Here is a 23,509-nt window from a genome sequence, read left to right on the forward strand (position 1 = left end):
GACATGCGCGACACCAGCTGTACCAGCGACCCCGGCGGCCGCCACCTGTCCGGCATGCGGGCGGCCTCCCGCTCCTCCCGCCTGTCCCTCGTCATCGCACTGAGTGCCTCCGCACTCCTGGGCGTCGTCGGCCCCGCCCACGCGGCAGTGGCCAAGGACCCCCTCCCCGTCGACATCCCCGACTACCAGGCCGCCCTCAACGCGGTGAAGTCGATCGACGTCCGCAACGCCGTCTGCCGTTTCCTGAGCACTCCGCTGCCCACGGGCAACGTCGCCGGCGGCTCGGTGCAGGCGCTTCCCGAACCGGCCGAGCCGTGCCAGAACCTCCCGGCCTTCACGATCAAGGACCCGGTGGCACGGAACGAGATCACCCCCGCATTCGTCGCGGGCACCGCCAAACCGCTCCCCACCGAGGCGGTCAAACTGACGCAGCTGGTGTCCTCGTTGAGCGCCACCGTCAACGGCCGCACCGCCACCGTCATGCTCGCCCCCACCCAGGGCGGCGGCTGGCACCTCGCCGCCATTCGCGACGGAGACACCGAGGCCGCCTTCGCCGGCAAGGCCGCCCTGGGCACGCTCGTGTTCACGGAGCCACAGATCCGCGGCTGGTACCAGCTCAAACTCACCACCGTCGAACCGCTCAACGACGAGGCCCGCCAAGGCCTGGGCGGCCAGTCGTCGGCGTCCCTCGGCGACTACCAGAAGCTGGTCAAGGCCCGCTACGCCGACAAGCTCCCGGGCTCGGCGTACGACACCAACGGGTACTCCAGCGGCTACGGCTCTGCGCACACGGCGACCGACGACCCGTCCTCCACCCTGCTCCTCGCCGGCGGTTCCAGCGCGGCACTCGCCCTCGCGGGCGGCGCCGTGTTCCTCCGCCACCGGCGGCGCCCGAACACCGGCTGACGCAGGTCCCGCAGGCGCCCGCGCCCGGGGCTGCCGGGCGTCCTCGGCTACCCGCGAGGGCGGATAAGAAACCCATAAGATCGAACGCATGAGCGGGGGAACGCCGGGCACGTGAGGGCTCGGAGGTTGATAACCATGGTTCCCCTGCTTCTCGTTCTTCTGCTGGCTCTGATCCTTTTCGGCGCGGGATTCGCCGTGAAGGTCCTGTGGTGGGTCGCCATCGCCGTTCTGGTGCTGTGGCTCATCGGTTTCGTCGCCCGTCCCGCGGGGGGCGGTGGCCGCTGGTACCGCTGGTAGCGGTACCACCGTGGCGTGGCCCGTCATCCCGTCCGTACGGGAGGCGGGCCACCGTCATGTCGTCGTGCCGGAGCGGGGTGCGGGAGGAGATCCCGTACGCGGCCCGGGCGCCGCGGCCGCGTCGAGCTGGTCGTAACGCGTCAGCGTCTGGCGGTAGGCGTCCGGCTCGATGCCGAGCGGCGGGGTGAAGGAATGCTGGAGGCTCGACACCAGGTACACGCCGAAACCCAGGACGGTACCGAGCAGGATCATCACCAGCATGTGCCGGGGGCCGGCATTGATGCCGACCAGCGCCGGGAAGAGGACGACGAGTACGGCCGTCGAGATCAGGGCGTAGAAGATCGGATCCGGGACGGCCCACCGCATGTCGCTGGAGCGCTGGTTGCGCGCGATGACCACGCTGTCCAGCGCGGAGGCGACCGAGTCCTGGGCGCTCTTCTGTTCGTCGTTCGCACCCTGCGCACGGGCGACGGTCAGCCGCGCGCGGTCGAGCAGGCCGGCGGCGGCCGGACTCATCTCCCGGCTCCGCATGAGGGTCCATTCGGGTCCGGCCACCTCCCGCGTGTAGGCCTTGAGCTGCTCGCGGGCCGACCGGCGCACGGCCGGTGACAGTTCGCCGGCATGCGCGTAGGCGGCCTCCAGGCTCCGCGCCTCCTGGTAGGTGTGGTCGGTGGCGGCATTGCGCTGCTGCCAGGAACTGGCCACCAGGAAGGCGGCCGTCAGTACGAACAGCGCGAGCGTCGCACTGCCCACGAACCCCAGTGCGGGGGCCTCCAGGTGGGCCTTCTTGGATGCCTCGCTGCGGGACAGGGCCCAGGTCAGACCGCATGCCGCCGCGGCGCCCAGGAGCGCGTACAGGATTCCCGTGCCGAACATGCCCTCAGTCACCTTCCCCTTCGTCCTGCCGTTTCGATGTGCGGGAGGTGGAGCTCATCGCGGCGAGAAGGGCGGGGAACAGCACGATCAAGAGGGTGATGAACGCCCAGTCGAGGCTGTCCGCCAGCGGTTCGCGGCGCGGTGGGGGTCCTACGTCGGACAGGGCCGTGCCGGGGGGCCGACGGGCGGCCGGGGCGGAAGGGGGCGGCGCGGTCGGTGGGGTGGCGGGTGGGGTGACGGGCCCGGTGCCAGAGGGGGTGGTGGGGCCGGTGGGTGGTTCAGCGGCCGCCGGGGCGGCCGGTGGGAGAGCCGGGGGGGCGGCCCCGGCCGGTGTGCCCGGCCCCGCCGCCAGGAATTGCGTCCCGGGAGCCGCGGCGACGCCCGGTGCGAAGGGCACGCCCGCCGCAGCGGCTGCGGCGCCGGGGGCGACACCGGCCGCGGCACCCGCAGCCGCGCCGGGCGCGTTCCCCGGCGGCTGGGCGAGGGCGCCGCGCGGTGGGGCGCCGGGGGCGGGCACGCTGCCGGGGCCCGGGCGCGCTGCTCCCCGGGGAGGGGTGGTACGGCCGGACGGGCCGCGGGGCGGGCTGGTGCCCGGGGCGGTGCCGCGGGGCGGGGAACCACCGGGGGGCCGTGGACTCCCTGGCGGTGGAACGGGCGCGGCCGGACGGGGCGCCGCGGGCGGAGGGGGCGGAGGGGGCGGAGCGGGTACGGAGTACGCGGCGGACGCCTCGGCGGTGAGGGCGAGCGGGGGCAGCATCGACCCCGTCGGGGAGACGGCCCGGTCCGGGGTCGTCCCGGACGCGACCGCGACGGACTCGTACCGGCCGGGCCGGGCCGGCGCGGTGGCCCAGCACTCGACCCCCGCCCCGGCGGGCAGTCGGCGGGGCAGGCCCGGCCCCGTGGAACACGTCAGCGGCCCGGCGGTCAGCAGGAGCGGGTCCCGCAGGCGCACGTCTTCGAGGTCGGCGGGGCCCGCGTAGGCCAGACGGTAGGAGAGACGTTTCTGCGAGGCGGATCGCAGGAGGGTCAGCGTCGAGGCGTGGGCGTCGTACCCCGCGGGGGCGGAGGCCCGGGGAGAGTGGTACCCCTCCCAGGCCGGAACACCGGTCGCCGCGACCCGGACGGTATGACGCCCAGCCAGGGCGGGAAGCGTCGCACGGCAGGTCATCGTGCCCAGGGGCGCCAAGGAGGTGCTCGGGCACCGCGCGGTTCCACCGACGAGCTGCGGGTCCCGCACCTCTACGTTCTCCAGGCCGTATTCCGCGAGGTTCCGCAGGTGGTAGAGGCGGAGCAGTTGCTGTCCGGACCGGACCTGGACCCCGGGAGCCGGCACGCCGTTCGTCGAGACCGCCAGTCTGAGCGCGTCCCCGTCCCCGCCTCCGGCGGGCGCCGAACCGAGCAGGCACGCGCAGATGCCCAGCCACGCCGATACCCGCGCGGTGCCGGACAGCTTGTGAGGGAGTCCCATGGCGCCAGTATGTGATCCGAAGATCCATCCGGGGACGCGCCGCGCGGGTTCCGGGGGCCGGTCGGGGGACCGGCCGCCCCGGCCACGGGCCCCGACCGAGGCCCGCGGCCGTGGTGCGCCGCGGGTCCCCTTCCTCAGAATCCGGTGCGGGACTCGGTCTCGGAGTAGAGGTGGAAGACCTGGGCCAGGCCGACGACGCGCAGCACCCGGAGCGTGTCGGCGGGGACGCCTTCGAGCGTGATCCGGGCGTCCGCGGCGAGGGCGTGGTTGCGGGCGGCGATCAGGGCGCTGATGCCGCTGGAATCGCAGAATTCCATGCGGGTGAGGTCCAGTACGAGGCATTGCCCCGGCGTGAGGGGGAGCGCGGCGGTGAGCTCGCGCAGCTCGGCGGCGGTGTCGAAGTCGAGTTCGCCGATGACCCCTACGACCGGGCCGGCCGGTGTGTTCCGGACGGTGATGTCCAGTGGGCTCATGTCTGCTTCCCGGTCGTAGGGCTGGCGGTGGAGGCGCCCAGGGCGAGGAGGGCGGTGTCGTCGTCGAGGCCTTCGCCGAACTGGTCCAGCAAGCCGGTCAGTGCCTTCATCAGGGCGGCGGGCGACTCGCCGGCATGGTCGGCGGCGAACCGGCACAGGGCCTCGTCCCCGTAGAGAGCCGAACGGCTCCTGCCGGTGCGGGCTTCGGTGAGGCCGTCGGTGTACAGGAGGAGGGTGTCGCCCGGCTCCAGGGTGGTGGTGGCGGAGGTGAAGGGCGCGTCGGGCAGGATGCCCACGAGGAGTCCGCCGGGGGTGGGCAGGAAGTCGGCGCAGCCCTCGGCGCGGCGCAGGACCAGGGCCGGCGGGTGGCCGCCGGAGGCGAGGTGCACGCTGACGCGGCCGGTGGCGGGGTCGGGTTCGAGGATGCCGAGGATGGCGGTGCAGTAGCGGGGGTCGCCGCTGCTGTAGCGCTCGTGCAGGACCCGGTTGAGGGTGGACAGGGCGGAGACGGGATCCGGATCGTGCAGGGCGGCGGCCCGCAGGGTGTAGCGGGTCAGGGAGGTGACCGCCGCGGCCTGGGATCCCTTCCCGCACACGTCGCCCAGGAAGAAGGCGAAGCGCGTGCTGTCGATGCGGAAGACGTCGTAGAAGTCGCCGCCGAGCCGGTCGGGCGACGCCGTGCGGTAGTGGGCGGCCAGGTCCAGGCCGGGGACGTCCGGGAGGGAGTCGGGCAGCAGGGAGGACTGGAGCGCGGCGAGGGCGTCCTGGAGCCGGGCCCGGTCCTGCTCGGCGCGGTGGCGCGCCTCTTCTGCGGCTTGCCGGGCGCGCAGGAGTTCCTCTTCGTAGGCGCGGCGGTCGCGGGAGTCGAAGAGCGTGGTGCGGATCAGCAGCGGGTCGCCGGTGGTCCCGTACTTGACCTTGGAGGAGGCCAGCACCGGCATCCGGGCACCGTCGGCCTGCTTGACCTCCAGGGCGATGCCCCCTATCTCGCCCTGCATGCGCAGCAGCGGGGCGAGGTGCGTCTCGTAGTAGAGCTTGCCGCCCACGCTGAGCAGGTCGGTGAAGCGCAGGCGGCCCACCACCGCCTCGCGCTCCAGGCCGAGCCAGTCCAGCAGGGTGGCGTTGATCTTGGCGATGGTGCCGTCCATCAGGGTCGAAAGGTAGCCGCACGGGGCGCTCTCGTACAGCTCCTCGGCACTGTCCTCCAGGAGCGCGGCGAACACCGCCGCGTCCGTCGTCTTCCCGTCATCGGCTTCGTGGGGGTCGGGGAGCTGCCCGGTGCGGCACATCACCGCAGGCCCGCGAGGAAGCCGGTGACCGCCTGGTTCGTCGCTTCGGGCGCGGACAGGTGCGGGCAGTGGCCGGTCGCGTCGAGCGTGACCAGCGTCGAGCCGGGGATCGCCCGGTGGACGAAGGCGCCGACCTCGCGCGGGGCGATGGCGTCCTGGGTGCACTCCAGCACCAGCGTGGGCACGCTCACACTCTTCAAGTCGTCCCGGGAATCGGACAGGAACGTGGTCCGGGCGAAGACGCGGGCCATGTCCGGGTCGGTGGCGCAGAAGCTGTTCGTCAGCTCCTCGCCGAGCTCGGGGCGCTCCGGGTTCCCCATGATCACCGGCGCCATCGCCCCCGACCAGCCCAGGTAGTTCGACTCCAGCGAATCGAGCAGCTCGTCGATGTCCTCGGCACTGAACCCGCCCCGGTACCCCTCGTCGTCGATGTAGCGGGGAGAGGGGGCGAGCATCACCAGCGCGCCGATGCGCTCCGGGGCGATGCCGGCGGCCAGCACGCCGACCATCGCGGAGACGGAGTGGCCCACGAACACGGCGTCGCGCAGGTCGAGGGCTTCGCAGACCTCCACGACGTCCGAGGCGTAGCCGTCCAGTCTGGAGTAGCGCTCCGCGCTGAAGGCGGTCAGGTCCGAGCGGCCGGAGCCCACGTAGTCGAACAGCACCACCCGGTGGTCCGCGGCGAGTGCGGGCACGGTGAACCGCCACATGTTCTGGTCGCAGCCGAACCCGTGAGCCAGCACCACCGGCCGTCCCTGCGGGTTGCCGGTGACGGTGACGTTGTTCCTGCGCTCGATATCCATGTCCGTCAGTCTCTCAAGCCTCGTCCGCCTCCTCGACCCGGCATCGTCCCACTGCGCGCGGGCTGCCGCGCGCCGGACTGCTCAGCCGAGGAAGTCGACGCGGTCGATGAGGCCTTCGCGCACACGGTAGGCCACCAGGACGCGGACCGGCTCGGCGGCGAGGCCGTGGGCGACTTCGTGGTCGACCACCCAGTCGCCTTCGCCGAGCCGCCCCACGATCTCCGCCCGGCAGCGGCCTTCGGCGAACTGTCCGGCGTACCGCTCGCGCAGCGCCTGCCGGCCCCGCAGTCGGCTGCCGTCGGCCCGGCGGATCGTGACGTCCTCGGCATAGGTGGCGACGAACGCGTCGATGTCGTGGCTGTTGTAGGCGGCGAGCTGCTGCTCGACCACGTCGCGCGGTGCGGTCATGTGCTCGATCATGTCTTCCTTCGTGGAGGGGCGACCTGCCCGGGCTGGTGAAGGGGCAACTTGTCCCAAGCGATCTTGTTCCGCAATTCTGGGTCCAGCCGCGGGAACACCCTGCGATATCGCACGATCGCGCCACCAGGAGGCCCCTCGATGAACGAACCAACCGGCCGGTGAGCGTGACGGGCGCCGATGTGACCGTGGACGAGCTGGACCTCGCCCTGGTGAACGCGATGCAGCTGCGGCCCCGGGCCCCTTGGTCACTGCTCGGCCGGACCCTCGGCATCAGCCCGGTCACCGCCGCCCGCCGGTGGCGACGGCTCTCGGAGGCCGGGATCGCCTGGGTGACCGCCTACGGGCTGCCGCACCCGGAGGACCGCGGCTGCGTCGCCCACCTGGACCTCGACTGCGCTCCCGACCGGCTCCGGCGGATCGCCGCCGACCTGGCCGAAGACCCGCACGTGATGAGCATCGAACACGTCTCCCAGGGCTGCGACCTGGCCGTCACCGCGGCCTTCACCGACCTGTCGATGGTCTCGCGGTACACCGCCGAACGGCTGGGACGGCTCCCGGGGGTCACCGGCGTGCGCGTCCACCTGTCGACCGCCTTCTACGCCGAGGGCATCCGCTGGCGACTGGACTCGCTGGATCCCGCCCAGCGCGGGGGACTCCACGCCGATCACGCCAGGGGTCACGGGACGCCCTCCGCGGTACGGGCCGACATCCGGGAGGAGGACCGGGAGTTGCTCATCAGGCTGGGCGTCGACGGCCGCCTCGACCAAGCCGAGCTGGCCGCCGCCACCGGGCTGAGCCCTTCCACGCTGCGCCGGCGCCTCAACCGGCTGGGCGCCTGCGACGCGATCCGGTTCCGCTGCGAGATCGCGGCCCGCGACGCCGGGCGACCGGTCCTGGCCACCTTCCGGGCCGACCTTCCCCCGGACCGGCTCGACGAGGTCGGCCCCCAGCTCGCCCGGCTTCCCGAGGTCCGGTTGTGCGTTGCCGTCACCGGCCCGCACAACCTCGTCCTCTCCGTCTGGCAGCGCTCCCTCGCCGACGTGCAGCGACTGGAAGCCGCACTCGCCCGCAGGTTCCCCGACCTGCGGGTGGCGGAGCGCCGCGTGTCCCTGCGCACGGTGAAACGGATGGGCCGGATCCTCGACGCGGACGGGCGCGCGATCCGCGCCGTGCCGATGGACATCTGGCGGGACCCGGTGCCGGTTCCGTGACGGTCGAGCCGACCGCAGTATCGACCGCCCTTCGTCCCGGGCGCCCGTAGGCTCGGGCCGTGCACGAAAACGAGATCAAACTCAAAGCCATCGCAGCGCTCACCGCCCTGCGCGCGGACGTCGGCGAGGGTTTCGCCTCCGAACTCCTCGCCGAGGTCACCCCGAGCCACTTCCTGGTGCCGGCGGAAGGCGACCCGGAAGACATCGGCAGCGCCGTACTCACGCAGCTTTCCGCGCCCCTGAGCGCCCTGGTCAACGGCTTCATCGCCGCCTTTGCCGCGGTCGCCGCCGCGTACGACGAAACAGGCGCGGAACCGGGCACGGACGAGATCCTCCAGGAACTCGCGCTCCGTCTCGCCCGGGAGGACGGCGAGCAGTCGCTCTGACCACGAGCCGGCCGGCTCCCCCGGGCGCGGGCCCCGCGTGGTCACGTGCGGACGCGTGTGCTTCCCCGGTCAGCGGCGGCCGGCGGCCAGCATGACGAGGAACTGGCCGCCGCCCGGCTGGACCTCGGCGGTCACCGGCAGCCCGGGGACCAGCCGGGAGAAGCGGTCCACCAGCCAGTCCGCCGCCTCCTGGGCGTCCTTCTTGGTCGGGCACCGGCCCACCATCTCGCGGCCCCCCTTGCGCTCCAGCCGCTCGGCGACGGTGATCAGCGGCGCGGGTTCGACCACGTACAGGCGCTCGGGCCAGGCGATGACCACCTTGACCGCGCCCTTGCGGGTGTTGCAGCCGCGGTGCGCGAGCCGCTCGGGGACCTTCGCCTTCCGGTCGGCGGTCCGGCTGTCCACGCTGGGGCCCCGCGGGTCGTTCACCGACTCGTGGGGGTCGACCGGCTCGTCACAGACCCAGCACTGCCAGCCGTCGCGCTCGGCCACATCATCAAGGAGACTCATCCGAGAAAAGTAGCCTGCCCGGCCGCCACCCGCGTACGAGGGCCCCGGCACGCTCTCGCCGTCCGACGGCCCGGTCGTCCCGTGCGGACCGGGCTCGGCGGGGCGCGACGTCCTAGAGTGCATGTATGGACCGCGAAGACGAGGGCGATGGTGCGCTGTTCTCTCTGGAGGACCTGCCGGCGGGAGCCGACGGCTACGGCGCCCCGCGGTCCCGCCCGCTCATCGGCCCCTCGTTCCGCGACTCCCCCGCCGCACGCCGGATGCTCTCGGTACGCGAGATCCACGCCGAACCCGCGGCCGCGGCCTCGCCCCGCGGGCGGCAGGTCCTCGCGCGGTTCCCGGACGCCCGGGTGGTCGACGTGGACTCGCACTGGCGCATTCCGCAGCTGCACGGGAACGAGGGCAACCTCGACCGGTGGGTCCGCATCAAGAGCGAGGTCCTGGTCCTGGGCGAGAAGAAGACCCTCACCACGCGGCCGAACGGCAGATCGGCCGACTGGATCGCCCCGGGCTCCGCGAACGGCTGCGCGATGGCGTGCGCCTACTGCTACGTTCCCCGCCGCAAGGGGTACGCCAATCCGATCACGGTGTTCACCAACATCGAGCAGATCATCGCCCACCTCGGTCGGCACATCGCGCGGCAAGGACCCAAGCGCGAGGCCAACCAGTGCGACCCCACCGCCTGGGTCTACGACATCGGTGAGAACAACGACTGCTCGGTCGACGCCCTCATCTGCGAGAACACGGCCGACCTGGTGCACGCGTTCGCCCGTTGGCCCACGGCCAAGGCTTCCTTCGCCACCAAGTTCGTCAACCCCGATCTGCTCCTGCTCGACCCCCGCGCCCGCACCCGGGTGCGCTTCTCCGTGATGCCGCCGCAGGACTCCCGGGTGCTGGACATCCGTACCAGCCCCGTGGAGCAGCGCATCGCGGCGGCCGCCGACTTCCTGGAAGCGGGCTACGAGGTGCACTTCAACCTCTCGCCCGTCGTCATCCGGCCCGGGTGGGAGCACGACTGGGCGGAACTGCTGCGCCACATGGACGACGTGCTGCCCCGCGCCGTGAAGGAGCAGGCGGCGGCAGAGGTGATCATGCTGACGCACAACAAGGAGCTGCACGACCTGAACCTGGCCTGGCACCCGCGAGCCGAGGACATGCTGTGGCGCCCCGAGCTCCAGCAGGCCAAACGCTCCGAGAACGGCAGCTGGAACGTCCGCTACCGCAACGCCGACAAGGCCGCCGCCGTCGAGACCGTCGGCCGCCTTGTCGCCTCCCGCGCCCCGTGGCTGCGGATCCGCTACGCCTTCTGATCACTCGGGATGCCGGAGGGACGCAGGACCATGAGGGGGCCTTCCGCGGTCGCCACCAGCGCGAACGGGAACCGGTCGAGGTCGAGGCACAGTGCGGTGTCATCGGGATGGACTCCCTGGCGCCTCCCGTCCGCCAGTTCGGCCGCCGCGCGCGACTGGGCGGCTCGGCGGAGGAACTGCGCCGCGCCCGTCCCCGACTCGGTCGCCCCGGTCCCGGTCATCCCGGTCCCGGTCACCCTGCGGGCGATGTATTGCGCACACGCCAGATCCTCGTCGGCCCGCCCGTCCTCGCCGGTGATCACGAAGGTGACGTCGTCACCGCCGTGCGTCCGCAGAAGTTGAGCCGTGGCCTCGGCCACCACGAAGCTCGCGCACAGCACCAGTGACGCCTCCTTGACCGCGAGGGCGCCGACCGTCCCCGCAGTGGTCTTCTGCACGAGGGTCCGACCGCGGAGGTCAGCGGAGCGCAACATGCCCGGCGAGTTGACGAAGTCGAACCCGGGGGCGGGCGGCCCGTCTTTCAGCGCCACCCAATCCGGGTGCCGGGAGGTGAGTTCCAGGGCTTCGTCCAGCGACTCGGCAAGAACGATCTTCTCTGCACCCCGTGCGAAGGCCCAGGCGGCCACGGTGAAGCAGCGCATGACGTCCACCACGACCGCCACGGAAGGGACGTCGGCCAGATCGGGGATACCGAGGAAACGAGTCTTCATGCCGGTCATGATCGCGCACGGGATCTTGGGGCGGAACGGCTGTCTGACGATGCGCGGTGGACGTTGCACGAAGCGCTCGCGGACAAGTCAAGACATCGACCGCTCGCGTCAGCAGTGGCGGGGGGAACGGTCTTACGCGACGGTCGGGGCGGTCACCTGGTCCTCCGCTGGGAAGCCGAACTCTTGGCACGTTGATTGAAACTTCTTGCAGCACCTAAAGCGAGTCTGAGCAGGCACTTGGGCGCACGTATCGACAACGTCTGAAAAATCCTTCACCTACTTGCGCAAGGTGGGAGGCCTCATGAGGATGGGGTCGCGTCAGGGCCTGACACCCCTTTCCACTCTCACCGAAAGGACGTTCCCCATGGACCGCAATCACCCTCGAACCCGCCTGCGCCTGGGTTTCGCGGCCGTACTCGCCCTGCTCCTCGGGGCGCTCATGGCTCCGCCTGCGCTGGCCGCCCCGACCGCGGCCGCAGCCGTAGCCGTGCGGGAAAGTTCCGTCGTGGCCACGTTCAACGTCGCCACCTACACGCAGTGGGGCCAGCAGGTCTACCTGACGGGCAACAGTCCGGAACTCGGGTCGTGGAACCCGGACAAGGCGGTACCGCTGTCCTCGGCGACCTACCCGACCTGGTCGGCGACCGTGGTCCTGCCGGCCAATGCCCACGTGGAGTACAAGTACATCATCAAGGCCGTCAACGCTCCGGTCATATGGGAGAACGGCCCCAACCGCACCACGGTCACCCCGCCGACGGGGGCCTACGTCACCCATGAGGCCTTCCGGAACTGACCACCGCAGCGAGGGCCGGGCGGACGCCGCCCGGCCCTCCAGGCCCCCTGACAACGGAAACAGAACGCGATCTCTAAGGCTCTGATCGATCCCGCCTGTCGGACAGCCGTTGCGGGCGTTGACGACCCCACCCAGACTGGGCGGACCCCACCACCACAGATCAGCAGGTGCCGCCATGGGCCAACACGTACACGTCCGCCTCAGGGACGGCATGGACATATCAGCGACCGGCGAGCTGGTGGAGACCTACCACTGCCGGTGCGGGAGCACCTGGACCGAGACGTACCGGGTCGAGGGCCGGGAGCCGGACGCACTGCCGGGTACCTGAGGCGTCCGAAGCGCCCGACCCGATCGTCCGTGAGCATTCCCTCGTCCAGGTCCACGTCGCACTGCTCCGCGTTTGCCGCGCCCGGCAGGGTGGTGCGGTAGGAGAACTTGCCCGTCCTACGGGAAAGGACTGACACGCATCCGGCTCGTCCGGCAGGCGGGTCGCGTCCGAAGCCAGTACGAGCGGGCCGCGACGGTCAGGGCGATGCCATAAACGGCGAAGGCGGCCATCCCGATCCAGCCGACCAGCAGCGCGTCGCCCGCGGAGTGGAAGTCACCTCGCCGCATCGTCACGACGCCGGCCGCGACCAGTGCCAGATACCCGACGCCCACAACGCCGTACGGCGCGAGCGTGGCAGCGCCGAGCAGAGCCGGGGCGAGCGGGAGCCAGCGAGGCACCCGTCGGCCGCGCAGGAACAGAGTCCAGCGCGGGAAGACCTGACCCCACGGCCGGACCAGTCCCCAGAGCAGGAAGACGCCGAGCGCGGCCAGCAGCGCGGTGGGGTCCAGACCCCAGGACTCCAGGGTGAGGAAGATCCCCGAGGCGCCGTTCCGCTCCGAGACCGCGAGCATCTCCTCGCCGGTGATCCCCGCGAACGTGCCGCCGGACGCCCAGACCAGCTTCATCGCCGCGTACGGGACGAAGGCCAGGGTCCCCGCCCAGGGGGCACGTCGGACGAGCCGCGATGCAGCGGCCGACGCTCGTACGGCAGCGCCGGAGGACAGGCGGCCGGACCGGGCCGTGGCCGCGAGCAGGACCGCCCCGACCGCCGCCAGGGCCTTGTTCGCAGCGGACGCCCGGCTGTCCACGCCCTGACCGAGCATCAACGTGATCACATCCATCAGCAGGCCGAAGGCGGTGATTGCGGCAAGCCCGCAGCCCACCCAGAGCAGCACCCGTAACGCCGGCCGCAGCCCGTACCGCACCACCGCGGCGCCGACCAGCGTCACCAGCGCGCCCACCGCCATGACCACCCACCCCGTCCCGGAGGCCCTCGAACCGCCGCCGGGGTGGAGCAAGGAGGTCAGGGCGGTCCCCCTCAGCGCGCACGCCAGACCGAAACCGGCATACAGCACCCCCCACAGCGCCGTTGCCCGGGCCACCCAACACGGCCACCGCTGCCACCACGCGCTCCAGAGCGCCTGCACCGTCCGTTCACCACTGGTCATGCTCTGAACGTCGCACCGACCGCGGCGCGACGGCGTCAGCCACCGGAGTGATCCCCCTCCCCCGGCCGGGTGAGGGAGAAGCGCGTGCGATCGAGAGCTGCGGTTCGTTTCATAATCCGGCTGTGGACATATCCGATGAGGGACAGCCGCTCGATCCCGCCTGGCATGAGATCAACAACAACGTGTGCGGGGGCCTGGCAGGCGCCCCGAGTGCTTCGTTCGTGGCTGAGCGGTTCATCGGGGCAGGCTGGAGTTCCAGGTCGGCGTCGTGGGAGTCGTATGAGGTCGAGACCGGCTGGTGCCGCATCGAGGTGGAGCCGACCTCGGGCGACACGCTCCTGTACGGAGTCGTCGATCCCCAACGGTTCGAAGACCTGGCCGCACTGCTGACCCGGTTCGGCCTGCGGTTCAGTGTTGAGCTTTATGACCTGGAGGGGGAACTGCTGAGGGAGATCGAAGCTGAAACTCCGCCAGAACCTCAGGACGCAGCACCCGCTCGTCGGCCGTACAGCCGGCTACTGACTCCGCTGAGGCTGTGGTCGCGGCGAGGCGGTGGGCCTCGGTTCAGGGCCGAATGATGTGCTCATGTGGACCCGTGTCAGCGCGGCCGGTCACCGAACCGCGTACGGTCCTCCGGCTGGGCCTCACATCCGAGCCGACGGGCTGCGGGGCGCGCCCGGCGGAGGCCCTCCCGCAGGGAGGGCGGGAGGGACGCCCGGGCCGGCCGTGGCCGGTGCCCCACACCGTAGGGCCGGGGGCCGCCTCTGCGGAAGGCATATGCCAGGACTCTAAGCTAAGGGGACTGGCAGCCCGGAGGTCCGTGAGACGCCTCGGTCGGCTGCCCCGTCTTGCCCCCGGGCGGTGTGCCGCCGGGGCTCCCGGGCCGCCCGCGCCCGGACGGGTGCATGCGCCGCGCGGCGATGGGCCGGGCTCGCGGTGGGTAGGACCCTTGCATGGACACGCTTGCGGCCGGCGGCCGGCACCTGCGCGAGCGGCTCGGCTCCGCGCTGTTCAGCCGGGTCGCCGGACCGTCGGGCCCCGACAACCGCGCCCGGATCCACGGTGCGCCGGGGCCGCGCTGGTTCGGCCCCGACCGGCCCATCCGCCGGGTGCACGGCGATGCGTCGATGTTCATCGGGGGCCTGAGCGCGCTCCTGTTCCAGTCCTTGCACCCGCTCGCCATGGCCGCCGTCGCGGCGCACTCCGGATTCCGCGGGGACCCGTGGGGCCGGCTGCAACGCACCAGCACGTTCCTGGCCGTCACCACCTACGGCGCCGCGCAGGACGCACAGGACGCCGTCGACCGGGTCCGGGCGGTGCACGAACGGATACGGGGCGCCACCGCCGCGGGCGAGCCGTACCGGGCCGGCGATCCGCATTTGCTGGGCTGGGTGCACGCGGCCGAGGTCGACAGCTTCCTTCGGGCGCACCAGCGCTTCGGCGCGCGGCCCCTGGACGCGGCGGGCTGCGACGCCTACGTCGAGGACACCGCGCGGGTGGCGGCGGCGCTCGGCGTGGTGGACCCGCCCCGTGACCGGGAGGCGCTGGCGGCCGTGCTCGCCGGGTACCGGCCGGAGCTGCGGATCACGCCCGAGGCCCTCGACGCGGCCCGCTTCATCCTCCGCGAGCCGCCGCTCCCCCGGGCCGCCCGGGCCCCGTACGCCCTGCTCGCCGCGAACGCGGTGGCCCTGCTCCCGCCGTGGGCTCCCCCGCTCCTCGGCTTGCGCGCCGCGACGGGCCCGCGGGAGACCTGCGTACGCCTGTCGGGGCACGCCCTGACGCGGACGATCCGGTGGGCGATGACCCCGCCGCCCGCACCGGCCCACTAGCGGGTGTCTGTCGGGTCTGCATCGCGACGGCGCGGAGATGCACCAGACCCCCTGAGCCGGTCCCGCTTCGACGGCCGTCGGGAGGTCAGGCCAGGGACGCACCGAGGGCTGCGGCCCGGGCTCGTTCGCCGCGTTCTTCGATCAGGCGCCGGAAGCCGGTCACGGCGTAGCGGCCGCCGGTGGCGGGGCCCGGTCCGGGGATGCCGGCGGCGCCGGCCATGAGCTTGGCGGGCTGCGTCTGCCATCCGACGACCAGGACGCGCAGGCCCAGGCATTCCGCTCGCCGGTGCAGGTCCAGCAGCAGGAGCAGCCCGGATGTGTCCATGAACGGCACCCGGTGCAGGTCGACCATGAGCACGGTGACGGTGATGCCGTCGGCCGCGTCCGTGATGACGCCGCTGCCGCCGAGGTCGGTAGTGGCACCAGTGACCAGGCCCGCGATGGGGCCGGTGAGGGCGTCGCCCGGGCGGTCAGCCAGGGCCGCGTGCATGACAGGCGCGGCTGCCATGTCCAGGTCTCCGCTGAAGCTGACGAGCAGGGTGGTGCCGCGGCGCTCGGCCTCGGCGGTGAACGCGGGAATCAACAAGGGCCCTTTCCTCACGTGCCGACCGGGTTCCCGGCCGGAGCGTGCCCATCCTGGCGCGGCAGGGGGCCTCGGCCCGGTGCGGCACGCCATGCAGGCCGGAGGCACCCCGTGACGGGGCCGCCTGTGGCCCATCCACTCCCCCCGCCCCCGGCCGGCGCCGCTGTCGGGCATGATGCGGGACGGGCGCCGCGGGGGGCGCCCCGCGGAACACCGGCGCGGGGGGACGTACGTATGGAGTGGGGAACGCTGGTCGCCACACTGGGCGGTGGTGTGATCGCGATAGCGGGCACGGTGCTGGCGGACCGCTTGCGCACCCGCCAGGAGCACCGCCGCGCGCTTCAGGCGCGCCGTCGGGACGTCTACACGGAGTTCATCGCGGCGGCGGGAGCGGCCCACACCGAACTGCGCCACCTCGCGCAGAACGGCGCCGGGACGACCGGCTTGGAGGAAGCGAGCCGCCTGGCGCTGACGGACGCGCGCGTATACGAAGTGCGCGAACGCCTCTTCCTCGACGCCAGCGCCCGGGTCGCGGGCGCCGGCCAGACCATGTTCGAGCGCCTGCGCGCCCTCCGGAAGGCGGTCGCCGCGGGCGCCGGGATCTCGGCCCCCGCGTTCCACGACGTCTACCACCCCTACCTGGACGCCGTCTGGGCCTACCGCGAGGCGGTTCGCGCGGAGTTGGAGGGCCGCGCCCTGAGCCCGTCCGACTTCGGCTGGTCCGTGTGGGACGGCCGCGAGCGCTGCGCACACTGCGCGGGACGCGGGACGGAAACGGCGCCCGGGTCGCCGGGGACGCCCGGGACGCCCGGGGGGCACTGACCCGTCTCTGCTTCGGCCCTTCCCCCCTCCCGCCCGAGCCGGAAGCGGCCCGCCGGTCGGCCCGGGGGCTGAGGTCCGTACGTCGGTCAAGAAATCGCGGAGTCCGAGGGAACGTTTTGCCCGCGCCGCTCCTCCTCATGCCGACCGGAAATCCACCGCCGCACAGGAGGACCCATGCCGTACCGGCTCCCCACCCCCACCGCCGCGCCCACCGGGGCCGCCGCACTCGTCGCCTCGGTGCTCACCGCGGACGCCGCGCTGCACTTGTACTGGACAACGGGTGCCACCTGGCCCGCGGCCGACGACAGGAGCCTCTCCGCGGCGGTTCTGGGCACGGACGTGCCGTTCACACCACCGATCCTGCTTCCCCTCGTCGCCCTGCTCCTCACCGGCGCCGCCTTCGTCCTCGCCCACTCCCGCCGGCCCCGGCACCCGCTCCTGCGACTGGGCACGCTGGCCGTGGCCGCCGGTCTCGCGCTGCGCGCCCTGGCAGGCGTCTACTGGCTGTTCACGAAGGAGACCGGCACCGCCTTCCACTGGCTCAACCTCATCCTCTACACCCCCCTGTGCGCCGTCCTGGCCGTCGCCGCCCTGCGCGTCGCGCGCTGGAAGGACGCGGCCCGTGCCCGATGAACGATCCGACCAACGATCCGATGGCCGGACGGTCCGCCTCGTACGGGCCGCCCAGCGCGGCGACACCCTCGCCATGGCCGAACTCCTCGATGTCCTCGCCCCGTACGTGGGCCGCGTCTGCGCGCCCATCGCCCTGGGCCACGGCGCGGACGCCGCGCAGGAGACGCTCGTAGCGGTCTTCACGTCGCTGCGCACCCTCAAGGACCCGGCGGCACTGCACGGCTGGGTCCGCTCGATCGCCGTGCGGGAGGCGATCCGTACCGCGCACCGAGCCGCCCGCACCGTACCCGTCGATCTCAGCGCGCTGCCCGCCCGCGGAGATCCCCAGCTCTCCGCTGACATCACGGACGTACTGGAACGGCTCTCCCCCGAACACCGCGCGGTGCTGATGCTGCGTGACGTCGAGGGCCTGGACGAGCGCACCGCGGCCGCCCTGCTCGGCGTGCGCACGGGCACTGTCAAATCGCGGCTGCACCGGGCCCGCGACACCTTCCGGAAGGCGTGGACGTCATGAACGAGCTCTGGCCCAGCACCGATCCCGACCCCGTGCGCCGCCTGCGCGCCTTGGCGGCGGGGGTGCGCGGGGCGCATGTGACCGAGGCCTACGTCGACGCTCCCTTCGCGCGGGTCTGGGAGCTGCTGGGCGACCTGGAGGGCGGCTTCGGGCAGGTGGTGCCCGACATGGAGCGGTTGCGCGTCGTCGCTCGGCACGGCGAGCGCGTGGAGGCGGAGGTGCGCAGCAGGTACGGGATGAGGGCACGGCTGCGCGGGGTGCAGCGGCCCGGCTGGTGCTGGCTGCAGAGCCGGTTCCTGCTGGTCGGCGTGGCGGCGGCGCCGGAAGGTGGCGGCACGCGGGTGGCGTTCACGGGCGGGGTGCGGCTGCCGACCCGTGCCGCGCTGGTTCCCGTGGGCGTACGGCGTGAGGGGGGCCGGAGCGTGCGGCGTCTCGCGTCGTTGCTGTGACCGGGCGCGCCCGGCAGCCGGCGCTCACTCGTCGAGGGCGGCATCCGAGGGCTCGTACCAGAGGCTTGCCATCGGGGATCGCGTGGTCCAGCCCAGCGAGGAGTACAGCGCGCGGCCGTCGGGCGTCCCGACCAGGACGCCCGTGGTCGCGCCGGCCTCGTGAGCGGCGCTCTGCAGCGAACGCATCACCAGGCCGCCAAGACCCTTGCGCTGATGCTCGGGCGCGGTCTCGATCTGGTCGACCACCACGTGGCCGCCTGCCCGGGCGATCTGCCCTCGGGCGGCGAAGTGCCCTTCGCGCGTACGGACCAGTACCCGGGTGACGCCTCCCCGGCTCCAACGGGTGAGCGTGTAAGCGGCCGGCGCCTGCGCGCGTTCCGGCTTCAGTCGGCAGGTCATCAGAAAACCGGCACCGGCGTGCCGCCAGCCCGCCCCGAGCCAGGGCAGGACCACCTCGTCCTCGGCGAACAGCTTGAGCCACGTCCCGGGCGCGGTCGTCGCTGCGGCGATCTTGCGCACGTCGGCCTCGGTCGGCTCCGGCAGCACGTGCCGGGCGACGTGCGTGGGCTGCCCGACGTCGATCGTCCAGCCCCAGGGCTCGTCGATGGGGTCCGAGCTGCCGCGCGAGACGACCCAGCCGTCGATCCACATCCGCACGAGTTCCGTGAGCCCGGTGTCCGACATCGCTGCCCATCCCTCTGAACGGTAATAGCTACCAGTGATGAACGAACCTTACGGGAGAGGGGTGGTGGTTGACCACGGCGCTTCGGCTCACGCCACCGCCGTGCTCTTCACAGAACCCGCGGCGCGCCGGTGTTCGGCATTGATGCGCTGGGCTTCTTCGAGCTGGTCTTCGAGGATGACGATGCGGCAGGCGGCTTCGATGGGGGTGCCCTGGTCGACGAGTTCGCGGGCGCGGGCCGCGATGCGCAGCTGGTAGCGGGAATAGCGGCGGTGTCCGCCCGGGGAACGCAGCGGGGTGATCAGGCGGGCCTCGCCGATGGCGCGGAGGAAGGCTTGGGTGGTGCCGAGCAGTTCGGCGGCCCGGCCCATGGTGTAGGCGGGGAAATCGTCGTCGTCGAGTCGGCCGAGGCTGTCCTCTGCGGTCATCGCACCTCTCTGGGGAACACGTTGAGGGGCCCGGGTGCCTGTGGCACCCGGGCCCCGAAGGAACTGCTACACCATCTGCCGGCCTTGATACCGCGCCGGCCTTCTGACTCCGCAGGCCCGACCCGAAAGCTGTCGGCCGTACGGGGATCGCTGATGCGTGACCGGAGACCACCTCACTATCGATGTCCTGCGGCACCCGGACTCGCGTGGCGTCCGGGCGATCCTGATGGCGCTTCCGCTCCTCCGTTCATCCCTCTGGGATCACTGACTCGTCAAACCGGTACTGCAACTGCACTACTGAACTGCTGCATGTACTGCTGGGTACTGCGTACTGCTCGTGACCTCTGTCAGCGCCACGCTTCGACAGCCAGCCCCGTCGCCCATCCTGCGTCTGCTCTGGCTTAGAACCCCACTGCCGAACTTCCCGGTGCGCGCGCCCGCAGCCGACGCCTTCACCGAGGTACCACTCCACTGAACTCCGCTGCGGGATACCACTCACGGCGGCCCCTCATCACTGCGGGCCACCCGGTCCGGTCGTCAGCCCCGTCGCCGTCCTGCAACTGCCCTGGCTTCGACACTCCACCACCGCACCGCACTGCTGTACTGCAACTACCTGTACTGCAACTACCTGTACTGCAACTACTTGTACTGCTGGTACTGCTGGTACTTCTTGCCGGGCAGTTCGTGTCTGCCCGGCCCTGCGGTCTTTCTGGCTACGAGAGAAACCATAACCACAGGACTGGCAGATGTCTACCGCGACCACGACAGATTTCTGCGCAGCCGCCGAGTAGGTAATCGTTGCCGTCCATGGCCGGGCACACCTCGCATCGCGGGACGACACCTGCGGGCCCACTGTCCGCCACCCGGGACTTCGCGGTTCGGCCCCGCCCGGCCGGGGGCGGCCGGTACCGTCCCGGTCATGACGGTCACCGCGCGCAGGCCATCCCCCCGCCCGACGTCCAACCCCCCGGCCGGGCGCCCCACCACTCGCCCCGCGCCGGACAAGAACCCCCCGTTCCCGCCCGACCCGCCCCAGTCGGCACCCCGGAACTGAACGGCCGCGCGTCGCCCTGCACCGCTACGCGGAGCGCCCCGTCCGCGTGCGGCCAGCCGTCACCGACCGCTCGTCGCGATCCGGCGACGACCAGCCTCCTGCCCGCACCGACCCTGCGGCTTCCCCGGTCTGCGCTCCGCCGTCGTGGGCGCGCGGCAGCCGGAGGGGGATGCGCGTTGACGCGGAAGTAATTAGCTGCCATATTACTCGCATGCCTCAGAACGCCGCTCGCGACGACGCACAGCCGACACTGGATCAGGCCGCACGCCAGATCCGGAGCTACGGGCTGTCCGCCGATCCGCAGGCCGTGCTGGTCGCGGTCCGGCTGATGGCGACGGGCGCTCGGCTCGGGCAGGCGGCCGAGGTGCACTTCGGCAGGTTCGGCCTCTCAACCGGCCGCTACCGGCTACTGGCCGACCTGGAGGACAGCGGGGGTGAGAAGTCGCCCTCGCACCTGGCGGCCGGGCTCGGCGTATCGCGAGCCACGATCACCGGGCTGGTCGACGGCCTGGAGCGGGAGGGCCTGGTCGCCCGCCGCTCCTCCCGGGAGGACGGCCGGGGAAGCGTCGTCGTACTGACGGCGCGCGGCGCACAGCGGCTGCGCGAGATGGCTCCCGAGCACTTCCGGCGACTGGAAGCGATGGTCGGCGGCCTCACCGAGGCCGAACTCGGAACGTTCCTCGTGCTGCTGGGGCGGATCGCACAGGGCATCAACGCCCTGGTCGACGAGTAGGAGCAACAGAGCAGGCGGCGGCGCGAGTGGCGCCGCCGCCGAACCGTCGCCACGGGGCGGCGGCTTTTTTCGGACCCGATAGTTAGGCAGCTAATGACTAAGGCCGACTCTCTTCGGGAGGATGACATGTCCCGAGCAGCCCAACGGACCGGCGAGCCAACGCCGTTCAGACTCTGGCGCGAAGTGGCGACCGCGTACGCCGCGCCAGCGCTGACGGCGGGCGCGGGCGCGCTCGTCGGCGGGAACAGCGAGCTGCTGCGGGCCGCCGGCACCTCGATCGCCGGCACCTCGGCCGTGGTCGCCCTGCTGGTCGGCGGCTGGTTGCAGCTCTTCGGCCGCCGCCGCGCGACCGGGGCGGGACGCCGCGCCGTCCTGGCGCTCGCCGGCGCCGCCCTCGCGGCCGCTCTCGCCTTCATCTGCGCCCGCGCGGCCCAGTACGGCGAGCCGGCCTGGGCCGGCTGGCCGCACGGTCCGGCGCTCGACCGCCTCACCCTCGACCTGCCGCTTTCCGCGGCCCTCGCCGCCACGATCGTCGGCTGGCGCTGGCGCGGCCGCTTCACCACTCCGTCCTCGAAGGGAAACCGATGATCATCGTCATGGGAGCCACCGGAGCAACCGGTGCCGCGCTGGTGCGCACCCTGTCCGACAGCGAGGTGCCGTGCCGGGCGCTCAGCCGCGATCCGCAGCGGCTGCGCACCCGGCTCGGCGCGACGGCCGGCCCGCTGGTGGAAGGCCACTACGCCGACGCGGCCGACCCGGCCTCACTGCATGCCGCGTTCCGCGGCGGCAGCCAGCTCTTCCTCACGATGGAGAACGGCCCGCGCCAGGTGGAGTTCGAACTGCGCGCCATCGAGACGGCCGTGGCCGCCGGCGTCCGGCACATCGTCAAGATCTCCTCCCCCGCCTCCGAGCCGGACTCCCCCGTCGCCATAGCCCGCGGCCACCACACCGTGGAGACCCGGCTGCGCGCGGCCGGCATCACCGCGACGGTCCTGCGTCCGTACGCGTTCATGCAGAACCTGCTGATGCTCGGGCCCGGCGTGGCCCACGGGGACCTGCTGACAGGTGCGATGGGCCGGGCGGCGTGCAACTACGTCGACTGCCGGGACATCGCCGAGGTGGCGGCCGCCGCCCTCACCCGGCCGGGGCCGACCGGGGGCACGTACACCCTGACCGGCGCCGAGACCTGCTCCTTCGACCGGCTCGCCGAGCTGCTGGGCCGGCTGCGGGGGCGGCCCGTGCGCTACGTGGACCTGCCGCCGGAGCAGTTCCGTGCCCAGCTGAGCACGGCGCGCGGAATGCCGGACTGGCTCGCGGACCACGTGGTGGAGATCCAGCAGCTCGCCGTCGCGCGACCGGAACAGCCCACCGACACGGTCGCCCGGTTGCTGGGGCGCGTCCCGCGGGGGCTGAAGGACTTCCTGACGGAGCACATCGACGCGTTCCGCTGAGACCGGCGCTCCCGGCCGCTACGGTGCGCGACGCGGTGACGGGCGTACGGAGCCACCCGGGCGGTGAAGGTCCGCGAGGACTTCGCGGGCGGCCCTGGCGCCGGAGGCCATTGCGCCCTGGAGCGAGCCGGTCGCCCGGTGGTCACCGCAGACGTAGCGGAACGGGCCCACCCTGGTCGTCCGGATCAGCGGAAGGGGCGGGGGCATCGCGGGGAGCGCGTCGCGGGCCGTGTAGCGGTGCAAGGTCTCCCACCCGTCCGTGTCCGCTCCGTACGCCTCGGAGAGCGCGGCCCGGAGCACCGCCTCCTCCGCGGGCCCGGGCGCGCCGAGGACGGAGGCGGCGATCAGGGCCCGGCCGTCGGGCGCGTAGCCGGGGTGCACCTCGCTGAGCACGCAGGTGTTGAGGAACCGGCGTGCGGTGTCGACGAGCAGCGTCGGCTCGCGCAGCGGGGAGCGGTCGGCGGCGTAGTAGAGGGTGGTGACCGTACGGCCGGCGGGCACGTCCAGCGCCGGCAGGAGCCTGGCCGCCGCTGCCTGGTTCGTGGCGACGACGACCGCTCGCGCGCGGTGTTCACCGCCGTCCGTCAGGGCCGCGCCGTGGTCGGTGAGCCGGGCGGCCGGGGCGCCGGTGCGCAGCACGCCGGGCGGCAGTCCGTCGGCGAGCTGGGCGGGAACTGCTCCGATGCCGTCGGCGGGCAGGCACAGGGTGCCCCGCACCATGCTGCGCCAGACGAAGTGGAACATCCGCGAGGAGGTCTCCAGACCGTCTTCGAGGAACACTCCGGACAGGAAGGGCCGGAAGAACGTCTCGACCAGCTCGTCGGAGATCCCGGCCCCGGCCAGCGCCGCCCGGGTCGTCCGGTCGGCCCCCGCCCGCAACCACCGGGGCGGGAGCAGCCCGTCGCGTGCGGTCAGGAGGCCGAGCGCGGCGAGGTCGCGGGCCGAGGCCAGCCGGCCGGGGAGCAGGTCGCGGCTCTCGCGGGGGCGCCGGGTGGGGTCGGTGAACCGGAGCAGGCGCCCCTCCCCCGTGTGGACGAGCGCCCCGGGGGTGAAGGGCCGCAGGCGCAGCGGGCGCAGCGCGAGGCGGCGTTTGACTTGCGGGTACGCCGTGTTGAAGACCTGGAAACCGCGGTCGAGGGTGAACCCGGAGACCCGGTCGGTGCGCATGCGCCCGCCCACCCCGTCCGAGGCTTCCAGCAACGTGACGCGGAGCCCTCCCGCGACCAGGTCCGCGGCGCAGGCGAGGCCGGCGGCGCCCGCGCCGATCACGATCACGTCCGGGCCGTTCTTCTCGTCCCGTCCCATGCGCGGTCACCTTCGCTTCGGATGGTCCGGACTCCGGGCTACCGGCCCCGGACCACGCTACGCCGCGCGGGACGCGG

General features: G+C 72.6%; 29 protein-coding genes. 16 read left to right on the forward strand and 13 right to left on the reverse strand.

Features of this window, described 5'->3' with window-relative positions; translation table 11 throughout:
- Positions 1-3: 3 nt before the first annotated feature.
- A complete protein-coding gene (locus tag AC0693_RS14520; protein ID WP_478801967.1) occupies positions 4-906 on the forward strand; it encodes a hypothetical protein in 903 nt (300 codons plus the stop codon).
- A gap of 135 nt (positions 907-1,041) precedes the next feature.
- Positions 1,042-1,203, forward strand: a complete 162-nt coding sequence (locus AC0693_RS14525; protein WP_190183959.1) for a hydrophobic protein — start codon at positions 1,042-1,044, stop codon at positions 1,201-1,203.
- A gap of 54 nt (positions 1,204-1,257) precedes the next feature.
- Here AC0693_RS14525 and AC0693_RS14530 read toward each other — a convergent pair whose 3' ends face one another.
- From AC0693_RS14530 to AC0693_RS14555, 6 genes are all read right to left on the reverse strand, one after another.
- Positions 1,258-2,079 (reverse strand): bestrophin-like domain, encoded by an 822-nt coding sequence (locus tag AC0693_RS14530; protein ID WP_469317133.1) that lies wholly within the window; start codon positions 2,077-2,079, stop codon positions 1,258-1,260.
- Positions 2,080-2,083: 4 nt separating this feature from the next.
- Positions 2,084-3,547 carry a hypothetical protein gene (locus AC0693_RS14535; RefSeq protein WP_478801968.1) on the reverse strand — a complete coding sequence of 488 codons (1,464 nt, stop codon included), beginning with the start codon at positions 3,545-3,547 and terminating at the stop codon, positions 2,084-2,086.
- A 134-nt stretch (positions 3,548-3,681) separates the two neighbouring features.
- Positions 3,682-4,020: an STAS domain-containing protein gene (locus tag AC0693_RS14540; RefSeq protein WP_469333485.1), complete on the reverse strand. Its 339-nt coding sequence runs from the start codon at positions 4,018-4,020 to the stop codon at positions 3,682-3,684.
- On the reverse strand, positions 4,017-5,309 hold the full coding sequence (locus AC0693_RS14545) for a PP2C family protein-serine/threonine phosphatase (protein WP_478801969.1): 1,293 nt from the start codon (positions 5,307-5,309) through the stop codon (positions 4,017-4,019). The genes AC0693_RS14540 and AC0693_RS14545 overlap by 4 nt, the downstream gene beginning before the upstream one ends.
- Complete coding sequence (locus tag AC0693_RS14550; RefSeq protein ID WP_478801970.1) at positions 5,309-6,112, reverse strand: alpha/beta fold hydrolase; 804 nt, start codon at positions 6,110-6,112, stop codon at positions 5,309-5,311. Before AC0693_RS14550 ends, AC0693_RS14545 begins: the two co-directional genes overlap by 1 nt.
- 81 nt (positions 6,113-6,193) lie before the next feature.
- A complete protein-coding gene (locus tag AC0693_RS14555; protein WP_356416747.1) occupies positions 6,194-6,532 on the reverse strand; it encodes a nuclear transport factor 2 family protein in 339 nt (112 codons plus the stop codon).
- A gap of 158 nt (positions 6,533-6,690) precedes the next feature.
- On the opposite strand from AC0693_RS14555, the gene AC0693_RS14560 reads away from it, so the two are divergent.
- Positions 6,691-7,743: an Lrp/AsnC family transcriptional regulator gene (locus AC0693_RS14560; RefSeq protein WP_478801971.1), complete on the forward strand. Its 1,053-nt coding sequence runs from the start codon at positions 6,691-6,693 to the stop codon at positions 7,741-7,743.
- Between the two features lie 59 nt (positions 7,744-7,802).
- On the forward strand, positions 7,803-8,129 hold the full coding sequence (locus AC0693_RS14565; protein ID WP_356416751.1) for a hypothetical protein: 327 nt from the start codon (positions 7,803-7,805) through the stop codon (positions 8,127-8,129).
- A 69-nt stretch (positions 8,130-8,198) separates the two neighbouring features.
- Here AC0693_RS14565 and AC0693_RS14570 read toward each other — a convergent pair whose 3' ends face one another.
- Complete coding sequence (locus tag AC0693_RS14570; protein ID WP_468465354.1) at positions 8,199-8,639, reverse strand: hypothetical protein; 441 nt, start codon at positions 8,637-8,639, stop codon at positions 8,199-8,201.
- A gap of 125 nt (positions 8,640-8,764) precedes the next feature.
- On the opposite strand from AC0693_RS14570, the gene AC0693_RS14575 reads away from it, so the two are divergent.
- Positions 8,765-9,949 carry a spore photoproduct lyase family protein gene (locus tag AC0693_RS14575; protein ID WP_478801972.1) on the forward strand — a complete coding sequence of 395 codons (1,185 nt, stop codon included), beginning with the start codon at positions 8,765-8,767 and terminating at the stop codon, positions 9,947-9,949.
- Here the strand turns inward: AC0693_RS14575 and AC0693_RS14580 are convergent.
- A complete protein-coding gene (locus AC0693_RS14580; RefSeq protein ID WP_478801973.1) occupies positions 9,937-10,659 on the reverse strand; it encodes a 2-phosphosulfolactate phosphatase in 723 nt (240 codons plus the stop codon). The two genes, AC0693_RS14575 and AC0693_RS14580, sit on opposite strands and share 13 nt — an antisense overlap.
- A gap of 364 nt (positions 10,660-11,023) precedes the next feature.
- Here AC0693_RS14580 and AC0693_RS14585 point away from each other — a divergent pair, with 364 nt between their 5' ends.
- Together AC0693_RS14585 and AC0693_RS14590 are read left to right on the forward strand one after the other, a co-directional pair.
- Positions 11,024-11,452 (forward strand): carbohydrate-binding module family 20 domain-containing protein, encoded by a 429-nt coding sequence (locus tag AC0693_RS14585; protein ID WP_469317142.1) that lies wholly within the window; start codon positions 11,024-11,026, stop codon positions 11,450-11,452.
- 175 nt (positions 11,453-11,627) lie between these two features.
- Positions 11,628-11,780, forward strand: coding sequence for a hypothetical protein (locus AC0693_RS14590; protein WP_469317143.1), 153 nt, complete (start codon positions 11,628-11,630; stop codon positions 11,778-11,780).
- A 116-nt stretch (positions 11,781-11,896) separates the two neighbouring features.
- Here AC0693_RS14590 and AC0693_RS14595 read toward each other — a convergent pair whose 3' ends face one another.
- Positions 11,897-12,949, reverse strand: coding sequence for a hypothetical protein (locus AC0693_RS14595; protein WP_478801974.1), 1,053 nt, complete (start codon positions 12,947-12,949; stop codon positions 11,897-11,899).
- 122 nt (positions 12,950-13,071) lie between these two features.
- Between AC0693_RS14595 and AC0693_RS14600 the strand changes: the two genes are divergently transcribed.
- Both AC0693_RS14600 and AC0693_RS14605 read left to right on the forward strand, forming a co-directional pair.
- Entirely contained in the window at positions 13,072-13,527 is a 456-nt protein-coding gene (locus AC0693_RS14600) for a hypothetical protein (protein ID WP_478801975.1), read from the forward strand.
- 375 nt (positions 13,528-13,902) lie between these two features.
- Positions 13,903-14,778, forward strand: coding sequence for an oxygenase MpaB family protein (locus AC0693_RS14605; protein WP_478801976.1), 876 nt, complete (start codon positions 13,903-13,905; stop codon positions 14,776-14,778).
- 85 nt (positions 14,779-14,863) lie between these two features.
- On the opposite strand, the gene AC0693_RS14610 is transcribed toward AC0693_RS14605, so the two are convergent.
- On the reverse strand, positions 14,864-15,364 hold the full coding sequence (locus AC0693_RS14610) for an STAS domain-containing protein (RefSeq protein WP_478801977.1): 501 nt from the start codon (positions 15,362-15,364) through the stop codon (positions 14,864-14,866).
- 231 nt (positions 15,365-15,595) lie between these two features.
- Between AC0693_RS14610 and AC0693_RS14615 the strand changes: the two genes are divergently transcribed.
- From AC0693_RS14615 to AC0693_RS14630, 4 genes are all read left to right on the forward strand, one after another.
- Entirely contained in the window at positions 15,596-16,183 is a 588-nt protein-coding gene (locus AC0693_RS14615) for a CchlQ (RefSeq protein ID WP_478801978.1), read from the forward strand.
- A gap of 174 nt (positions 16,184-16,357) precedes the next feature.
- Entirely contained in the window at positions 16,358-16,816 is a 459-nt protein-coding gene (locus tag AC0693_RS14620) for a DUF3995 domain-containing protein (RefSeq protein ID WP_478801979.1), read from the forward strand.
- Entirely contained in the window at positions 16,806-17,330 is a 525-nt protein-coding gene (locus AC0693_RS14625) for an RNA polymerase sigma factor (RefSeq protein WP_469317152.1), read from the forward strand. The genes AC0693_RS14620 and AC0693_RS14625 overlap by 11 nt, the downstream gene beginning before the upstream one ends.
- On the forward strand, positions 17,327-17,779 hold the full coding sequence (locus AC0693_RS14630; RefSeq protein ID WP_469317153.1) for a hypothetical protein: 453 nt from the start codon (positions 17,327-17,329) through the stop codon (positions 17,777-17,779). Before AC0693_RS14625 ends, AC0693_RS14630 begins: the two co-directional genes overlap by 4 nt.
- A 24-nt stretch (positions 17,780-17,803) precedes the next feature.
- Here the strand turns inward: AC0693_RS14630 and AC0693_RS14635 are convergent, their stop codons facing one another.
- Both AC0693_RS14635 and AC0693_RS14640 read right to left on the reverse strand, forming a co-directional pair.
- Positions 17,804-18,463, reverse strand: coding sequence for a GNAT family N-acetyltransferase (locus tag AC0693_RS14635; RefSeq protein WP_478801980.1), 660 nt, complete (start codon positions 18,461-18,463; stop codon positions 17,804-17,806).
- A gap of 87 nt (positions 18,464-18,550) precedes the next feature.
- A complete protein-coding gene (locus AC0693_RS14640) occupies positions 18,551-18,889 on the reverse strand; it encodes a helix-turn-helix domain-containing protein (RefSeq protein ID WP_469317155.1) in 339 nt (112 codons plus the stop codon).
- Between the two features lie 1,265 nt (positions 18,890-20,154).
- Here AC0693_RS14640 and AC0693_RS14645 point away from each other — a divergent pair.
- From AC0693_RS14645 to AC0693_RS14655, 3 genes are all read left to right on the forward strand, one after another.
- Positions 20,155-20,676, forward strand: coding sequence for a MarR family winged helix-turn-helix transcriptional regulator (locus AC0693_RS14645; RefSeq protein WP_478801981.1), 522 nt, complete (start codon positions 20,155-20,157; stop codon positions 20,674-20,676).
- A gap of 126 nt (positions 20,677-20,802) precedes the next feature.
- A complete protein-coding gene (locus tag AC0693_RS14650) occupies positions 20,803-21,264 on the forward strand; it encodes a hypothetical protein (RefSeq protein WP_478801982.1) in 462 nt (153 codons plus the stop codon).
- Positions 21,261-22,127: an NmrA family NAD(P)-binding protein gene (locus tag AC0693_RS14655; protein ID WP_478801983.1), complete on the forward strand. Its 867-nt coding sequence runs from the start codon at positions 21,261-21,263 to the stop codon at positions 22,125-22,127. Before AC0693_RS14650 ends, AC0693_RS14655 begins: the two co-directional genes overlap by 4 nt.
- 18 nt (positions 22,128-22,145) lie before the next feature.
- Here the strand turns inward: AC0693_RS14655 and AC0693_RS14660 are convergent, their stop codons facing one another.
- Entirely contained in the window at positions 22,146-23,432 is a 1,287-nt protein-coding gene (locus tag AC0693_RS14660; protein ID WP_478801984.1) for an NAD(P)/FAD-dependent oxidoreductase, read from the reverse strand.
- Between the last annotated feature and the right edge of the window lie 77 nt (positions 23,433-23,509).

The sequence above is a fragment of the Streptomyces sp. NPDC043876 genome, assembly GCF_056435825.1.